The sequence below is a fragment of the Microtetraspora malaysiensis genome, assembly GCF_050947145.1.
GTDB lineage: Bacteria > Actinomycetota > Actinomycetes > Streptosporangiales > Streptosporangiaceae > Microtetraspora_A > Microtetraspora_A malaysiensis.
On record NZ_CP191998.1, the window covers coordinates 4,786,946 to 4,800,622 of the forward strand.

The following is a 13,677-nucleotide window of genomic DNA, read 5'->3' on the forward strand; positions in this document are numbered from 1 at the left end:
AAACCTCGTGAGGATATCCTCCCCCGCCGCTGCCGGGCCGGGCCCGCTGCGGCGGGTCTGTCGTACCCGGGAGGCAGGATGGCTCCAGGAGGGCCGCCACGCCCTCGCCCGGAAGATCTTCCACGGCCGCTCGGGGCGGCTCTACCAGCGCTCCCAGGACGGCATGGAAGACCAGGTCGGTGCAGGCGGCGGTCGCCCGCGTTCTGGCAGACCGAAGCTACTCAGCGCAGTACGGCCGCCAGCAGGTCGGCCCCCAGCGCCGTCAGAGCGCCGGGTCGGCTCGGCGTTGAGTCGCCTCTGCCGGGCCCGGCGCCGCGGTATTGACGGCGGTTAACGTGCGGGAAGTTCCCTGACCAGCCGCGAGCTCCACGGGCACCACACGAGCCCGGGAAGGAACGCGCCGCCTGCCTCGTCCAGGTGGTCCTCGACGTAGGGGATCGTCGCGTCGCACACCTCAATGGCGTTATCGAAGAAGTTGACGGTCTCGGGCTGGTAGTGGTAGCTCCAGCGGGGGTTGTATGGGACGGGCCACTTCGCGATCCTGCCGACGACGTGGGGCCGGTCCAGTGTCGCGCCGCTGAGCAGGTCGCGGGCGTGCTGGATCTTGTCGGGGTCGGTGAGCTGGATGACGAATTGCTCGTGAGTGACATCGGTCATCACGAAGTACGCCGCCGGCTCGGCTTGTCGTGCCGCGCTTGCCGCTGTCTCCGCTGTGGCTGGAGACGCTGCGGTCAGGATGGCGAGTGCTGCCGCGGCGAGCGAAACGCCGATCTTGTGGACGGGACCTGGCATGGACACCTCCGGTACGGGGGTTGAGTGAGGCCCAACCCGACCGCTACGAAGAGTAATCAGCTAACTACTTAGAGTAATACTTGCCTGGTGGTCAGATGATGCTGACTTGGTCGGCGACAGCCTCTGCGGGGGACGGCAGCTCGCGGGCGGCCGCCGCGCCCGGTTGCGATCGGCTGGAAGGCGGCGGAGAGTGAGCCGGTCGGGATGGTGCCGGCGCTTCAGCCCCGTGCGACGCCCCTGACGCCGTACCGCAGATGGACCATGCCGTTACCGAAGCGCCGCTCGTCCAGCAGTTTCAGGTCGACGCGTACGTCGTCGGGGAAGAACGCGGTGCCGCCGCCGACGATCGCCGGTCCGACGAAGAGGTGGTACTCGTCGACCAGCCCGGCCCGGATCGCCTGCGCCGCCAGGTGCGGCCCGGCGACCGCGATGTCGAGGTCGGTCTCGGCCTTCAGCCTCCGCACCGCCTCCGGGTCGAACGTCCGCTCGATCCGGGTCCGCTCGCCGGCCACCTCCCGCAGCGTCGTGGAGTAGACGATCTTGTCGGCGGCCCGCCAGATCCGTGCCCACTCCAGGATGAACGGCTCCTGGCCGGGCACCGTGTGCGCGGTCTCCCAGTAGGCCATCGTGTCGTACATCCGGCGGCCGTACAGGTACGTGCCGATCGATCGCCCGTGCTCGTTGACGAACCTGTGCGACTCCTCGTCGGGGCGGCCCCAGCCGAAGTCGCCGTCCCTGTCGCTCGTGTAGCCGTCGAGGGAGGTGATCATCGAGTAGACGAGCTTACCCATGGGGAGCCTTCTTTCCTGTCCTGAGCATGGATCTCATGATGATGTGCGGCTCTGGCGATCGGCGGTGGCCAGCACGAGGTAGCGGCTGTCGCCGAGCAGCCGGGACCACATGCCGGTCACCGGCCGGGGACCAGGTGCGCCAGGTGCCCGGCGGTGGGATCCGCGATCGAGGTGTTCTCGCCGAGGAACTGCACTCCGCGCGCACGGCCGGGCGCGCGAAGAAGGCCTCCCGTTCGGCGCGGCTCGACGGGAGGCACCTTCCTCATGATCAGCCCTCATGATCGGCCCTCATGATCGGCACGAATCAGCTCAAGGAACGCCGTGGCCGCCGGGGTCGGCCGACTGTCCCAGATCAGGTGCTCCACCCGCGTCGGGGCATCGCGAAGGCGGATCATGCGCAGGTCGGAGAAGCGCGGCGCGTACGCGGCCGGCAGCATGCCCACTCCGAGGCCTTGCCGTACCAGATCGACCATGAACTCGGCGGACGACACCTCGAAGGGCACCTCACGTTGGACGCCTGCTGCCGCGAAGGCCTCGTCCGACTGTGCTCGCCCGGCCGCGCCGACGCGGAAGTCGATGAACGGTTCGTCCTCCAGGCTCCGCAGGTCTACCTCGTTCTCCGTCAGGTGGTGATCCTGCGTGACCACGGCGACCAGTTCGCCTCCGCCGAGCCGGCGGCTCTGGACGCCCTTCGGTTCCGCGCGAGGCGGCAGGCCGAGGAACGCGACGTCGACGTCGCCTCGCCGGACCCGCTCGATCAGGTCTTCGCTACCCGCCGATGCGAGCGTGATCTGCACCCGCGGATAGCGTCGGCGGTAGTCCCTCAGGGCAACCGGCAGGTTGACGGCCGCGACCGTGGGGATGGCGCCGACGGCGAGCCGCCCGCGGACCTCCCCGCTGGCGGCCGCGACTTCGGCCCGCGCGCGGTCCGCGGCCTCCAGACACTCGCGGGCCGCGGGCAGGAACGCCTCTCCGGCCGCCGTCAGCCGTACGCGCCGGCTGGTGCGCTCGAACAGCCGGGCGCCCAGCTCCCGTTCCAGGCCGGCGATCTGATGGCTCAGCGCCGACTGCACGACCCGGCAGCGTTCGGCGGCCCGGGTGAAGTTGTTGGTCTCCGCGACCGCGATGACGTACCTCAGTTGTTGCAGCTCCATCGAACCATCGTGCATCACGATCGATCACGATGAAAAGTATGCGTTGGACTCATTGATCGATGCTCGCGCATCCTTGATCCATGACCACCCGCGATAGACACCCTCACTCGACCTTGCGGTCATGGCTTGGGGTTTCTGCGATCACCGCCAGTCTGTTCGTCTTCCTCACCACGGAATTGATGCCCGTCGGCCTGCTTACTCCGATCAGCACAAGCCTGAGCATTTCCGTAGGCATTGCCGGGCTGATGGTCACGCTGTACGGCGTGTCAGCCGGGCTGGGCGTGCCGTTCATCGTGGCCTGGACCAGGCGCGTCAACCGGCGCGTTCTGCTGACCACCCTCCTGTCGATTTTGACCCTGGGCAACCTGATCACCGCCATCTCGCCGAACTATCCGCTGGTCTTGGCGACGCGGCTCATCATGGGATTCGCCAACGGCGTGTTCTGGGCCATCGGCGTGAGCATGGCGATGCGCCTCGTTCCGGAACGCCACGCGAGCCGGGCGGCCGCGGTCGCGATGTCCGGCATCTCGATCGCCGCGGTCGTGGGCATGCCGCTGGGAACAGCTCTGGAAAGCCTCACCGACTGGCGGACCACGCTTCTCATCTGGGCCGGTCTCGGCGCGCTGGTGCTCCTCGCCGTCGTCGCCACCATTCCCTCGCTGCCGTCGACGAACGCGGTCTCGGCGCGCGAAGTCTTCGGACTCCCGCTGAAGAACGTGCCGCTGCGTCTGGTGCTGTTCACCGTCGTCCTCTTCGTGCTCGGCCATTTCGGCGCGTACACGTTCGTGCGCCCCTTCCTGGAGCAGAGCGCATCCGCCACGCCCCTCTTCATCACCGTGCTTCTGGTGCTTTACGGTGCAGGAGGCGCGGCCGGGAACTTCATCGCCGGATACACGGTGAACAAGAGCTTGCGGGGCAGTTTCATCGCCGGCCTCGCGGGACTCGTGGTGTCCTTGCTGTTGCTGCTCACGGTCGGTCACGGGCCGGCCGGTTCGATCATCTCGCTGATCCTCTGGGGAGTTTCCTTCGGCGTCGTGCAGCTGTGCCAGCTCAACATGACGCAGGCCGCCGCACCCGACACCTTCGAAGCCGCGATGTCCCTCAACACCATGGCCTACAACACGTCCATCGCGCTCGGCGCGCTCTTCGGTGGACTGTTCGCCGACCATCTGGGCGTCACAAGTGTCGTCTGGTTCGGCCTGGCACTGACCGCGGCCGCGCTGCTCCTCACGCTCGGCACCCGCCGGAAGACCGCACGCACCGTCCCCGACGACGCGTTGGCACCCGCCGGTATGTAGGCCAGTCCTCCAACCCTGACGAAGGAGATTGTCAGTGCACGTGAAAGCCTTTGATCACCTGGTGCTCAACGTGCGGGATGTTGAGCGGGCGCTGGAGTTCTACGCGGGAACCCTCGGACTTGAGGAGGAGCGGGTCGCGGAGTGGCGGGCGGGCAAGGCGCCCTTCCCGTCGGTGCGGGTCAACGAGTCCGCCATCATCGACCTGGTCCACCGCCCGCGCGGTGAGTCCAACGTGGACCACATCTGCCTTGTCGTGGATCCTGTGGACTGGCAGCAGGTGATCGATTCCGGCGTCTTCGCCGTGCTGGAGGGGCCGGTCAGCCGGTTCGGCGCACGCGGCGTCGCGCAGTCGGTGTACGTGCAGGACCCGGACGGCAACACCGTCGAGCTGCGCTGGTACCCCCAGGACGCCGAGCGGTGAGTCGTGCCGGGGCCGGTCGGCCACGCGATCCCGCGATCGGCGCGCAGCTCCGCTCTCCCCTGATCTCGGCGCGCCGGTCCGCGCCGGAGGGCGTCACTCCTGGCCATGGCTCCGGAGCGTGGGCAACCGATATTCCGTTGCCCAACATGTGACTTGTCTGGCTATCCTAGGACCACTAGGTTTAAACTAGAGTTACTAGACAAAGCCAAAGGATTCTAGGAGAAGGGTGGTGTGCGCCATGGCCCGGGCCGGATTGACGGCGGATCGGGTGACGCTCACCGGCGCCGAACTGGCGGACGATGTCGGGCTCGACCACGTGACCATGTCCGCGGTGGCGCGACGACTCGGGGTGAAAGACGCCAGCCTCTACGCGCACGTCCGCAACCTCGAGGACCTGCGCGGGCGGATCGCACTGCTGGCGGCGGACGAGAAGACCATCCGCATCGCGGAGGCCATCGCCGGGCGGGCCGGGAAGGACGCGCTGGTCGCGTACGCGAACGCCTACCGGCAGTACGCCCACGACCACCCAGGCCGGTACACGGCGACGCAGATCCCGATACAGATCGATCCCGAGCTCCTGGCCCGGGCGCCCGGGCCGCGGCGCGCGGTCGAGCTGACCTACAGCATGTTGCGCGCCTACGCACTGGACGAGCCTGACCTGACCGACGCGGTCCGGTTGCTGCGCAGCACGCTCCACGGCTTCATCAGCCTCGAGGCCGCGGGCGGGTTCGCGCACGCGCGCCCAGTGGAGGACACCTGGGCGCGCTGCCTCGACGGCCTGCACACCCTCCTGGAGCACTGGCCCGCACACGACGACGAAGGAGAGCCGGCGTGACCAGCCCGACCATCGACCACCTGCGCGTGGACGGCGCCACCCTGCACTACGAGGTGCGCGGCCGGGGCCCGCTCCTACTGCTGATCCCCGGCGGCACGGGCGGTGCGGCTTCCTATGACGGCGTCGCCGACGACCTGGCCGCCGATTACACGGTCGCGTCCTACGACCCACGCGGCCTGTCCCGCAGCCCGCTCGACGACCCGGAGGCCCGGCAGCGGGTCGCGCAGCACGCCGACGACGCGTTCCGGTTGCTGGAGCTGCTGTCTCCGGACGCGCCCGCCCACGTGGCCGGCTGCAGTTCGGGGGCGATCGTCGCGCTGCACCTGCTCGCCACCCATCCCGAGCGGGTCGAACGCGTCGTCGCGCACGAGCCTCCGATGGTGGAGGTGCTGCCCGACGCCGCCGTGCACCACGCGATGCTCGCCCGTGTCCAGGACGCGTTCCACCGGGACGGGCTGATGCCCGCGGCCGCCGAGTTCGCGGCGGGCCTCCGACGTCCCGGCGCCCCACCCGTCGACGTCCGGGCGGCCACCGAGCTACCGCCCCAGGCGGCGGCGCGAGCGGAGCGGACGATGGCCGACATGCCCTACTTCATCGGGCGTATCGTGCCGAGCTTCATGGCCTACGCCCCGGACATGGATCGTCTGAGGGCCCTGTCGGACCGGCTCGTGCTCGCGGGCGGAGCGGACTCAGACGGTGAACTCCCCTATCGTTCCGCCGCCTTCCTGGCCGAGCTGCTCGGCACGGAGCTCATCCACTTCCCCGGCGGGCACACGGGCCTCAGCACGCACCCCGCCGAGTTCGGCGAGCTGCTCCGCAAGGTGCTGAGCACCTAGTTGTACTGACCACGGACGTTGGCGAGCCGGTCCAAGGACGGCACCGCGAGGGTGTCACCGGGACGCAGGTGAGGTGTTGCGAACCTCACGATTTTCGGCGCGGGCCGCTGGAAACCTTGTTGCGCCGGGCGCTCTTCGCGCTGGGAGAATTCCCGGGTGAGCACACGTCGGTCGTTCCTGCTTCCGCCGCGCGCGACCACGACGGGCCAGCTCCTGGCGGAGGCCGCCGTGCGGCGGGGCATGGACGTGCGCACACTGCCCGGGCCTCCGATCCCGACCGACCTGAGAGGACGCACCCACCTGTACGGCGGCGAACGCTTCGCCGACGCGGTGGCGTCCGCGCTGGACATGGCCCTCGTGGATCCGCCCCTCGATCTGCTTGCGGCCCTGCCCGCGAACTTCACCGGCGGGTTCAGCAACGCCTACGCCGCGGACGCCGAGCGCGTCCTGGACGTCGTCATGCGGACGGCTGGACCTGCACACGAAATATGGGACACCGATCGGCCCTTCGTACGAAGGACAGCGGGGATACGCGACGACGACGCGACGCGGTCGGCCCGGCAACCAGGGACGTCACGCCATATTTCCGCAGGGCCCACGGCAACTACGTAAGCGCCCAACTGCACGGACGTCCGGCAGCCGCAAGAGGCTCCCGCTTCCGGAGAAGCCGGCGCGCCGCCCTCCTCGTAGGCCGGTCCTTCGGAAGTGGGCCCGCTGCTCGGCCCTGATCGTCAGCGGCTCTCAGCCGCCAGGCGCAGGCCCAGGGCGATGAGGACCGTGCCGCTGACGGCGTCCAGCCGACGCCGGATCACCGGGCGGCGGAACCACGCGCCGGCCCGCCCGACCGCGGCCGCCAGCGTCAGATACAGGACGGTTTCGACGGCCACCTGGAGCACGGCGAACAGCGCGGTCGTGGCGAACAGCGGCCGGTCGGCCGGCACGAACTGCGGATAGAACGCGATCATGAAGGCGGCGATCTTCGGGTTTGCCAGCATCACCACCGATCCCTCGCCGAACGCCCTCCACCATGACGGTGACGAGCCGGGCTCCTGCTCACCGGCCGCCACCTTCTCGGCCGCCTTGCCTGTGTCGCGGCTGCGCCAGGCCTTGATCCCGAGGTACAGCAGGAAGCCCGCGCCGACCACCCGCAGGATCAGGAAGGCCACCTCTGAGGCGGCCACCAGGGTGGTGAGCCCGGCGGCGGCGAGCAACGCCCACAGGTACAGGCCCGCCTCCAGGCCCAGCACCGTGGGCACCGCGCCGGAGAAACCGTGCAGGGCCGCACGGCGCAGGATCAGCGCCATCGCCGGGCCCGGCGATGCCGAGATCAGCACCACGGCAAGGGCGAAGGCGGGCAGAGAGGAGATGAGATCCATGAGGCGAATCATGGTGGTGCGTGTTCTGCCCGTTCAACGCCTTTTGCGTTGACGCCCGCCATCGCGGACTGGTCGATGGATCATGCCTGGCAAATCCTCGTGGCCCGCCGCGACTTCGACGACCGCGCCGCAGCAGAGCCGGTCCCCATCCGCTGACGCCCCACAGGTCCGGGCCGATGTAACGGAACATGCGGAAACGCCGCACTCTGGTGTACTCCGGAAAGGACAATTGTGTTGCTCACGGTCTTTCGCAAGACCAGACAGCATGATCAGAGGCAGATCGACCGGGCGGTACGGGCGCAGAAAGTCTGCGAACGTGATCACCGCCACCTCGCCGCGGCCCTCGACGCCGACGTGCGTCTCACCGCTGGACACGATCTCGGCTCGATGTGGTTCGAAGCCCGCGCGGCATGAGCTGTGACGCGTGGGTCACGCCCCGGTGAGGCGCAGGCGCAACACCTCGGTGTCGGGGACGAACCAGACGTGCGTGCCGCGGTTGCTCTCGCGGACGAAGTCGCGCAACGCCGTACTGGCCTCGGTGTACGGGGAGACGTCGCCGACGACGGCCACGCCGAGGCGGTAGTTGACGAACTTCTGGAGGAAGTCGCCGGCGACGCGGGTGCGCAGCCGGAAGAAGTCGTCGTGCAGCCGCTCGACCGGCACCGCCACCCAGGCCGCGCCCAGGTACATGGCCTCGCCGATGACGTCGGTCGCGTCGCGCTCCCCACGCAGCGAATCGCCGTCCGCCGCGCACACCAGGACGGCGGTGCCGTCGAAGTCCCGCAGGGTGTCAGCCACTGGATGCCGCTCCTTCCCGCGCGAGCAGGAACTCCAGGATCGGCCGCGTCTGCTCCGTGATCAGGTGGCCGACCTCGGGGAGGAAGGAGATCCGTGCGTGCGGCACGGCCTGCTGGAGGCGGCGGCGGGTTTCGTGGGAGTCCATCAGCGCGTCCCGGCCGCCGAGGACGACCAGCATCGGCATGGTCAGGCCGCGCAGGGCGTCGTCGCCGAAGATCGGCAGCTTCTCCATCCGTGGCCGGAAGTTCCGGTGGACGAGCATCACATATTCGCTGCGCTCCCGGTCCTCCGGCGTCGCCCCGGTTGACGCGGCTCCCATGGCCCGGTTCATCGTCAGCCGCCTGCCCCACCGGCCGAACGGCAGCAGCAGCACTGACGCCAGCAGCAGACCGTACTTCTGCCGGCCGACCCCGCCCGGGCACTGGAGCGCCAGCCGCTCGACCCGCTCCGGACGGCGGATGGCGTAGTCGAGGGCCAGCCAGCCGCCGAGCGAGGTCCCGGCGAACGCCGCGCTCCGGACGCCCAGCGCCTCCAGCACGTCGTCCAGCCACAGCGCGTGGGCGTCGGAGTCCAGGGGCGCGCGCGAGGGCGCGCTCAGGCCCGGCTCGCCGATCATGTCGACGGCGAGAACGCGGAAGTGCTGCGCCCACACCGGCACGTCGGGCATCCACATCGCGGCGTTCGCGCCGGAGCCGTGCAACAGAACCAGCGGCGGCGCGTCCTCGGGGCCGCTCGCCATGACGAACGTCTCCCCTTGGCGGGTCGGCACGCGCAGCCGGTCGGCGGGCACCGGCCATCGGTCCAGGTAGGCGAGGTAGCGCTCCCGCAGAACGCGCTCGCCCTCGGCAGATTTGTAAATGTCGCTCATTTCGATGGTCCGATCAACGCTTCGATGATTTTGAGTAGCTCAGCGGTGTCCTCCAGGCCGCCGAGGATGACGACCTTCAGCGCGGCTCTCTGTTCGTCGTAGACGGTCTGGACGTGCAGGCGAACGTCCGTGCGCGGGCTGTTGACGGTGGCGATGAGGGCGTTGGCCAGGCGGGACGCGGCGTCGCGGTCGATCCCGTCGATCTGCACGATGCCGGACACCTCGGCCCTCGGCTCCGCCGGGGACGGGGACGGGGACGGCGCCGAGCCGCCGGTGAACGCTTCCAGATCCTCGCGCGTGATCCGGTACTGCTTGCCGATGCGGGCCGCCTTCAACCGGCCGTCCCGCACGTAGCCGCGCACGGTCCTGACGTGGAGATCAAGCAGCTCCGCCACCTGGTCGACCGAGTAGTACTGCTGCGCCACCGCATCCCCCTCCGAGGCCCGCCTTATGACGTTTTATACCCTATCACTCCCTAAATGCCCAATATTGCGCAGTATAGATGATGATAGGGAAGGTTTGGGTTAGCGGGCCCGTGAGCGTGCCCCTGAACGGCGCCCTGTCGGCGCCCCGTCTGGATGACACCATCGCCCCCGGCCTGGCCGGGGGGGCGAGCACCGGCGTACGTGGCGATGTGCGGCGTCGCGGGCGGGCTCGGCGGCGGAGTGCCGACACCCCACCTCTCGATCGTCAGTCTGCGACGGTTCCGAGCCGCCGATTCAAGGTTGTTCGCAAGGATTGTCCAAGGTCGGCCGCGCATCGTCGTCTACGAACCGGCGCGGTCGCCGTCGGATCCACCCCCGGACCGAGGTGGCCGGCTGTTGCCAACGAAGGAGATCCCATGAAGCGCACGTTCGTACGCCTGGCGGCCGCCTTGCTGTTCGCCGTGTCCGCCACGGCCGGTGGCGTGGCCGTCGCATCGTCCGCGTCGGCCGATGTGCCCGTCTGCTGCTGATGAACATGCGGTGAAGAGAAGTGCCTTTGAACGGAAAGGACAGGGCTCGCCCGAGGTCCTGCCAGCGTCCATCAAGGGCACTTTTCACGTTCAGGAACGCGGGCCGGCGACCATGGCGGTGCCGGAAGCTCTACCTCCGGCGAGCTTCGAGCCCATCCAGAATCAGGTCCAGGCCATAGCCGAACTCGCTCGTGTGGTCATAGCCCGGCCGCAGGGCGTGGTCGACGATCATCTCTGTGAGGTACGGCAACTCGTCCGCCGGCAGGTGCTCAAGGATGCCGCCGGCCACTTCCTCGACGTCGTCCGGCGTCATCACCGGCAGGTTCGCCTCCTGGAGGACGAACCCGCCGACGTAGCTGTCGATGAGCGAGACGGCATGCGCGGCCATCGGCAGCGTGAACCCCGCCTTCCGCAGGACGCCGAGGACGGCGTCGTGGTGGCGTAGGGTCGCCGGTCCCGGGTTGCGACGAGAATCCATCAGGCCCAGAGCCCAGCTGTGCCGGGACAGGACCGCGCGTGCCGAGGAAGCGCGCGCACGGATCGCGTCGCGCCAGTCGTCGAACTCGGCACCGGGCAGCTCGATCGCCGCGAACACCATGTCGACCACGCCGTCGAGGATCGCGTCCTTGTTCGGTACGTGGTGGTAGAGCGACATCGCCTCCACGCCCAGTTCCTGCGCCACCCGTCGCATCGTGATCGCCTCGACGCCGCCGCGATCCGCGACCCGGATCGCGGCTTCCAGCACGAGACCTCTGCTGAGCGGTTGTAGTGGTGGCGACACGACGGCTCCGGGGCATGGGCGGTTGACAACCTTACAAGCGTAAGCCAGCCTTACATGCGTAAGCCGCCTTACAGGTGTAAGTCCTCCGGGGCCGGCATCAGCCGGCGGCTCGGTGAATGCCTGACCTGCGACGCGCCCCGCCGGGGTGGGACAAGGAGATCCCGATGCCGATGCCGAAGTGGTGGGGGCACGTGAACAAGAGGGTGTTCAACCCTCGCGCGATCGCGGGCGGGAAGTGGCCGGTACTGATTCACGTCGGCCGCGCCTCCGGTGCGACGTACCGCACGCCGCTCGACGCACATCCTGTCGACGGCGGCTACCTGTTCGTGCTGGTGTATGGATCGCGCTCGGACTGGGTGCAGAACGTCCTGGCGGCCGACGGTGCGCGGCTCCGGGCCGACGGCAGGGAGGTGGAACTCACCGCCCCACGCCTCGTCGGGGAAGCCGAGGCGTTCCAGGCCCTCCCCGATGAGGTGGCGCGCCCGCCGAGGCTGCTCCGCATCACCGAGTTCCTCCGCATGGACCTCGTCACACACTGACGATCGACGCCTACTGGGTGGGGTGTCCGCGAATCTTGGCCGGATCAGTCATTTCGCCAGAAGGGAACCTGCGGTCCTCGCTAAGCCCGCTTCACTGGGGGTGCCGACCGGAGTACGGCAGAAACGGGCCGCGGGTGTGATCGCTGGTCGTTAGGATCTCGGTGTCCGTGCCGTTCGTGACGGTTTCCGGGGGTTCGGGTGGCGTCGATCGATCGGACGGCGTACCCCAGGTTCACGCGGGCGGTGTCGGCGCGGGAGCGCCGCGAGGTGCACCTGCGGGAGAAGTGCTTCTACCGGATGCTGTATGAGACCGTGGCGCGGGCGGAGGAGATCCTGCCGCTGAACATCGAGGACCTGGACTTCGCTGGCCGCCGCGCGCTGGTGAAGGCCAAAGGCGCGCAGTCCAAGGCCCGCCGCCGCGGCCAGGCCCGCGAGGATTTCGTGCTGGAGCCCGTGTACTGGGACGCCGGCACCGCCCGGCTGCTGAAGAACCGCACCCGCGGCCCGGTGTTCGTCACTCACCGCTGCCCCGGGCCGGGCACAGGCTGGGATCTGCACGAGTTCCGGCACTCCGGGCTGACCCACCTCGGGGAGCAGGGGGCGAGCCTGCTGATGTTGATGGCCAAGTCGCGGCCGCCGAACTCACCAGCCTGCTCGCACCCGGCGACACACGCCGAGGCGGCGGCACGTGACCGAGTCTGCCGACCCGTCGATCCTGATCATCCCGACCGACACGGAACCACCGAGCCCTGGAGTTGACATGGCTGACATGATCGTGCCCGACCCCGCCACGCGGGACATTCTCGCGATCTTCGAACGCGCGCGATCCCGGCTGTTCGGGCGCCTGGAGGGCCTGACCGACGCCGAGTACCACTGGGAGCCGGTCGGCGACTGCATCGGCATCCGCCCCGGCGACGACGGCGTCTTCCGTGTCGCCACGCTCTTTCCGGAATCGAGTCCGGAGGCGCCGGACCCCGTCACGACGATCGCCTGGCGCATCTGGCACATCGGCAACCTCTGCCTGCGAGGCTACGTGATCTACCTCTTCGACGACGTTCCCGACTACGGCGACCGCGATGTGTGGCCGGGCACCGCCAAAGAAGGCATCCAGGCGCTCGCCGAGGACTGGGAGCACTTCATCTCCCGGATCGCAGCCCTTGGCGACAAGCGCCTGTTGGCGCCGATAGGCATGGGCCCCGGCGGTTGGGCCGATGAGACGTATCTGAAGCTCGCGCTGCACGCTCTGGTCGAGGTCGCGCATCACGGCGGCGAGATCGGCCTGCTGCGCGACCTGTACCTGCGCGAAGGCGTCTGATTTCGGCCGTGGGCGACCTTGTCCGGCGGCCGTGTGCCGCCAGACCGGCCGGGGTCGGCGGCTATCTCCTTCCTCCCGGTCTACTCATCGGCCGCGTCCGGGTCACGCAGGGGCCTCATACCGCCGGGCAGATCGGGCAGCCGGAAGGAGTAGCGGCCCAGCACGTTGACGTGGTGGCGCACGAACGGCGAGAGCCGAGCGACGTCCGCGTCCCGTACCTAGAAGCCGTCCGCGCGCAGCTTCGTAAGCGCGGCGTCCATGTAGCGGGTGGAGAACAGCACCATCGCGTTGAGCACGAGTCCGAGGGCGCGCTGCGTGGTGTGTCGGCGGCGGTTGCCCGCGGGCTCGGCGGCGCGCCGCCGATACTGTTCGGTGGCGTGCAAGATGCGGGCCTATCGGGCACGCCGGTCCGCCCGGCGTCGGGAACTGCTGGCAGCAACGGTGATCTCGGAGGCAGCGTCGGCGTGGCTTGAGACCTTGCCGACCAACTGGCGGGATCGAGTGGATGCGTGGGCGCACTGCCCGGTCTGCCGCCGGGTGGTCTGGGCCGGAGTGCGTCACCGCCGGGACGCGGTCTACTGCTCGGCCAGGTGCCGCACGAAGGCGTGGCGCGCCCGGGCCGCCGTCGGCACCGCATCAGAACCTACTTTGGGGCTGGGGGCGGCTTCGGGAGCGGAGGACCGAGACCGGGTCCTGTTCGAGACGATCTACGTGTGCGGCGCCCGCCCCGCCGAGGTCTGCGGCCTCGACGTCGAGGACTCTGCGCCCCTCACCGGAGGTCCCAGTTATCTGGGGTAGTTGATGGAACTCGCAGGTCAGCGGCTTGGGGCTCAGTCAGCCATGTAAGGCATGTGAGTGATCGGCATCTGGGTGCGCCGGGTGTGAAGCTCTTACATACACGGCCTGTGATCCGGGGCG

The 13,677-nt window shown here is 69.1% G+C and carries 20 protein-coding genes; 10 read left to right on the forward strand and 10 right to left on the reverse strand.

The genetic code is table 11. The features are described 5' to 3' along the window. Positions 1 to 330: 330 nt before the first annotated feature. The 4 genes from ACQP1V_RS22705 to ACQP1V_RS22720 all read right to left on the reverse strand — a co-directional run bounded on the left by ACQP1V_RS22705 (position 331) and on the right by ACQP1V_RS22720 (position 2,737). A complete protein-coding gene (locus tag ACQP1V_RS22705; protein WP_433411477.1) occupies positions 331 to 792 on the reverse strand; it encodes a calmodulin-binding protein in 462 nt (153 codons plus the stop codon). A gap of 218 nt (positions 793 to 1,010) precedes the next feature. After that, positions 1,011 to 1,583, reverse strand: coding sequence for a dihydrofolate reductase family protein (locus tag ACQP1V_RS22710; RefSeq protein ID WP_433411479.1), 573 nt, complete (start codon positions 1,581 to 1,583; stop codon positions 1,011 to 1,013). 116 nt (positions 1,584 to 1,699) lie between these two features. Further along, complete coding sequence (locus ACQP1V_RS22715; RefSeq protein WP_433411481.1) at positions 1,700 to 1,849, reverse strand: hypothetical protein; 150 nt, start codon at positions 1,847 to 1,849, stop codon at positions 1,700 to 1,702. 9 nt (positions 1,850 to 1,858) lie between these two features. Next, positions 1,859 to 2,737 (reverse strand): LysR family transcriptional regulator, encoded by an 879-nt coding sequence (locus tag ACQP1V_RS22720; protein ID WP_433411483.1) that lies wholly within the window; start codon positions 2,735 to 2,737, stop codon positions 1,859 to 1,861. Positions 2,738 to 2,817: 80 nt separating this feature from the next. Between ACQP1V_RS22720 and ACQP1V_RS22725 the strand changes: the two genes are divergently transcribed. From ACQP1V_RS22725 to ACQP1V_RS22745, 5 genes are all read left to right on the forward strand, one after another. Further along, complete coding sequence (locus ACQP1V_RS22725) at positions 2,818 to 4,035, forward strand: MFS transporter (protein WP_433411485.1); 1,218 nt, start codon at positions 2,818 to 2,820, stop codon at positions 4,033 to 4,035. 40 nt (positions 4,036 to 4,075) lie between these two features. Then, the gene (locus tag ACQP1V_RS22730; protein ID WP_433411487.1) at positions 4,076 to 4,456 is read left to right on the forward strand and encodes a VOC family protein; all 381 of its coding nucleotides are present in this window, start codon (positions 4,076 to 4,078) and stop codon (positions 4,454 to 4,456) included. Between the two features lie 238 nt (positions 4,457 to 4,694). After that, positions 4,695 to 5,291 carry a TetR/AcrR family transcriptional regulator gene (locus ACQP1V_RS22735; RefSeq protein ID WP_387416782.1) on the forward strand — a complete coding sequence of 199 codons (597 nt, stop codon included), beginning with the start codon at positions 4,695 to 4,697 and terminating at the stop codon, positions 5,289 to 5,291. After that, on the forward strand, positions 5,288 to 6,127 hold the full coding sequence (locus ACQP1V_RS22740) for an alpha/beta fold hydrolase (protein WP_433411489.1): 840 nt from the start codon (positions 5,288 to 5,290) through the stop codon (positions 6,125 to 6,127). Before ACQP1V_RS22735 ends, ACQP1V_RS22740 begins: the two co-directional genes overlap by 4 nt. Positions 6,128 to 6,283: 156 nt before the next feature. Further along, entirely contained in the window at positions 6,284 to 6,739 is a 456-nt protein-coding gene (locus tag ACQP1V_RS22745; protein ID WP_433411491.1) for a hypothetical protein, read from the forward strand. A 119-nt stretch (positions 6,740 to 6,858) separates the two neighbouring features. Here ACQP1V_RS22745 and ACQP1V_RS22750 read toward each other — a convergent pair whose 3' ends face one another. Continuing rightward, positions 6,859 to 7,503 (reverse strand): LysE family translocator, encoded by a 645-nt coding sequence (locus ACQP1V_RS22750; RefSeq protein WP_433411493.1) that lies wholly within the window; start codon positions 7,501 to 7,503, stop codon positions 6,859 to 6,861. A gap of 231 nt (positions 7,504 to 7,734) precedes the next feature. Here ACQP1V_RS22750 and ACQP1V_RS22755 point away from each other — a divergent pair, with 231 nt between their 5' ends. Next, complete coding sequence (locus ACQP1V_RS22755) at positions 7,735 to 7,917, forward strand: hypothetical protein (RefSeq protein WP_433411495.1); 183 nt, start codon at positions 7,735 to 7,737, stop codon at positions 7,915 to 7,917. Between the two features lie 15 nt (positions 7,918 to 7,932). On the opposite strand, the gene ACQP1V_RS22760 is transcribed toward ACQP1V_RS22755, so the two are convergent. The 4 genes from ACQP1V_RS22760 to ACQP1V_RS22775 all read right to left on the reverse strand — a co-directional run bounded on the left by ACQP1V_RS22760 (position 7,933) and on the right by ACQP1V_RS22775 (position 10,869). After that, positions 7,933 to 8,301, reverse strand: coding sequence for a DUF4180 domain-containing protein (locus ACQP1V_RS22760; RefSeq protein ID WP_387416747.1), 369 nt, complete (start codon positions 8,299 to 8,301; stop codon positions 7,933 to 7,935). Then, positions 8,294 to 9,169 (reverse strand): alpha/beta fold hydrolase, encoded by an 876-nt coding sequence (locus ACQP1V_RS22765; protein ID WP_433411497.1) that lies wholly within the window; start codon positions 9,167 to 9,169, stop codon positions 8,294 to 8,296. The genes ACQP1V_RS22760 and ACQP1V_RS22765 overlap by 8 nt, the downstream gene beginning before the upstream one ends. After that, positions 9,166 to 9,594, reverse strand: coding sequence for a helix-turn-helix domain-containing protein (locus tag ACQP1V_RS22770; protein ID WP_433411499.1), 429 nt, complete (start codon positions 9,592 to 9,594; stop codon positions 9,166 to 9,168). The genes ACQP1V_RS22765 and ACQP1V_RS22770 overlap by 4 nt, the downstream gene beginning before the upstream one ends. Positions 9,595 to 10,254: 660 nt before the next feature. Further along, complete coding sequence (locus ACQP1V_RS22775; protein ID WP_433411500.1) at positions 10,255 to 10,869, reverse strand: TetR/AcrR family transcriptional regulator; 615 nt, start codon at positions 10,867 to 10,869, stop codon at positions 10,255 to 10,257. 200 nt (positions 10,870 to 11,069) lie between these two features. Here ACQP1V_RS22775 and ACQP1V_RS22780 point away from each other — a divergent pair, with 200 nt between their 5' ends. From ACQP1V_RS22780 to ACQP1V_RS22790, 3 genes are all read left to right on the forward strand, one after another. After that, complete coding sequence (locus ACQP1V_RS22780; protein WP_433411502.1) at positions 11,070 to 11,444, forward strand: nitroreductase family deazaflavin-dependent oxidoreductase; 375 nt, start codon at positions 11,070 to 11,072, stop codon at positions 11,442 to 11,444. Positions 11,445 to 11,642: 198 nt separating this feature from the next. Continuing rightward, complete coding sequence (locus tag ACQP1V_RS22785) at positions 11,643 to 12,203, forward strand: hypothetical protein (RefSeq protein ID WP_433411504.1); 561 nt, start codon at positions 11,643 to 11,645, stop codon at positions 12,201 to 12,203. A gap of 10 nt (positions 12,204 to 12,213) precedes the next feature. Beyond that, positions 12,214 to 12,759 carry a DinB family protein gene (locus ACQP1V_RS22790; RefSeq protein WP_433411506.1) on the forward strand — a complete coding sequence of 182 codons (546 nt, stop codon included), beginning with the start codon at positions 12,214 to 12,216 and terminating at the stop codon, positions 12,757 to 12,759. A gap of 218 nt (positions 12,760 to 12,977) precedes the next feature. On the opposite strand, the gene ACQP1V_RS22795 is transcribed toward ACQP1V_RS22790, so the two are convergent. Beyond that, a complete protein-coding gene (locus ACQP1V_RS22795) occupies positions 12,978 to 13,142 on the reverse strand; it encodes a hypothetical protein (RefSeq protein WP_433411508.1) in 165 nt (54 codons plus the stop codon). 58 nt (positions 13,143 to 13,200) lie between these two features. Between ACQP1V_RS22795 and ACQP1V_RS22800 the strand changes: the two genes are divergently transcribed. Further along, positions 13,201 to 13,557 carry a hypothetical protein gene (locus ACQP1V_RS22800; RefSeq protein ID WP_433411510.1) on the forward strand — a complete coding sequence of 119 codons (357 nt, stop codon included), beginning with the start codon at positions 13,201 to 13,203 and terminating at the stop codon, positions 13,555 to 13,557. Positions 13,558 to 13,677 lie beyond the last annotated feature (120 nt).

What these genes read in the sequence shown, in the direction of transcription:
- ACQP1V_RS22790 (WP_433411506.1), top strand. Translation starts at nt 12,214, where the DNA reads ATGATCGTGCCCGACCCCGCCACGCGGGACATTCTCGCGATCTTCGAA.
- ACQP1V_RS22750 (WP_433411493.1), bottom strand. Translation starts at nt 7,503, where the DNA reads ATGGATCTCATCTCCTCTCTGCCCGCCTTCGCCCTTGCCGTGGTGCTG.
- ACQP1V_RS22725 (WP_433411485.1), top strand. Translation starts at nt 2,818, where the DNA reads ATGACCACCCGCGATAGACACCCTCACTCGACCTTGCGGTCATGGCTT.
- ACQP1V_RS22720 (WP_433411483.1), bottom strand. Translation starts at nt 2,737, where the DNA reads ATGGAGCTGCAACAACTGAGGTACGTCATCGCGGTCGCGGAGACCAAC.
- ACQP1V_RS22765 (WP_433411497.1), bottom strand. Translation starts at nt 9,169, where the DNA reads ATGAGCGACATTTACAAATCTGCCGAGGGCGAGCGCGTTCTGCGGGAG.
- ACQP1V_RS22780 (WP_433411502.1), top strand. Translation starts at nt 11,070, where the DNA reads ATGCCGATGCCGAAGTGGTGGGGGCACGTGAACAAGAGGGTGTTCAAC.
- ACQP1V_RS22735 (WP_387416782.1), top strand. Translation starts at nt 4,695, where the DNA reads ATGGCCCGGGCCGGATTGACGGCGGATCGGGTGACGCTCACCGGCGCC.
- ACQP1V_RS22705 (WP_433411477.1), bottom strand. Translation starts at nt 792, where the DNA reads ATGCCAGGTCCCGTCCACAAGATCGGCGTTTCGCTCGCCGCGGCAGCA.
- ACQP1V_RS22710 (WP_433411479.1), bottom strand. Translation starts at nt 1,583, where the DNA reads ATGGGTAAGCTCGTCTACTCGATGATCACCTCCCTCGACGGCTACACG.
- ACQP1V_RS22715 (WP_433411481.1), bottom strand. Translation starts at nt 1,849, where the DNA reads ATGAGGAAGGTGCCTCCCGTCGAGCCGCGCCGAACGGGAGGCCTTCTT.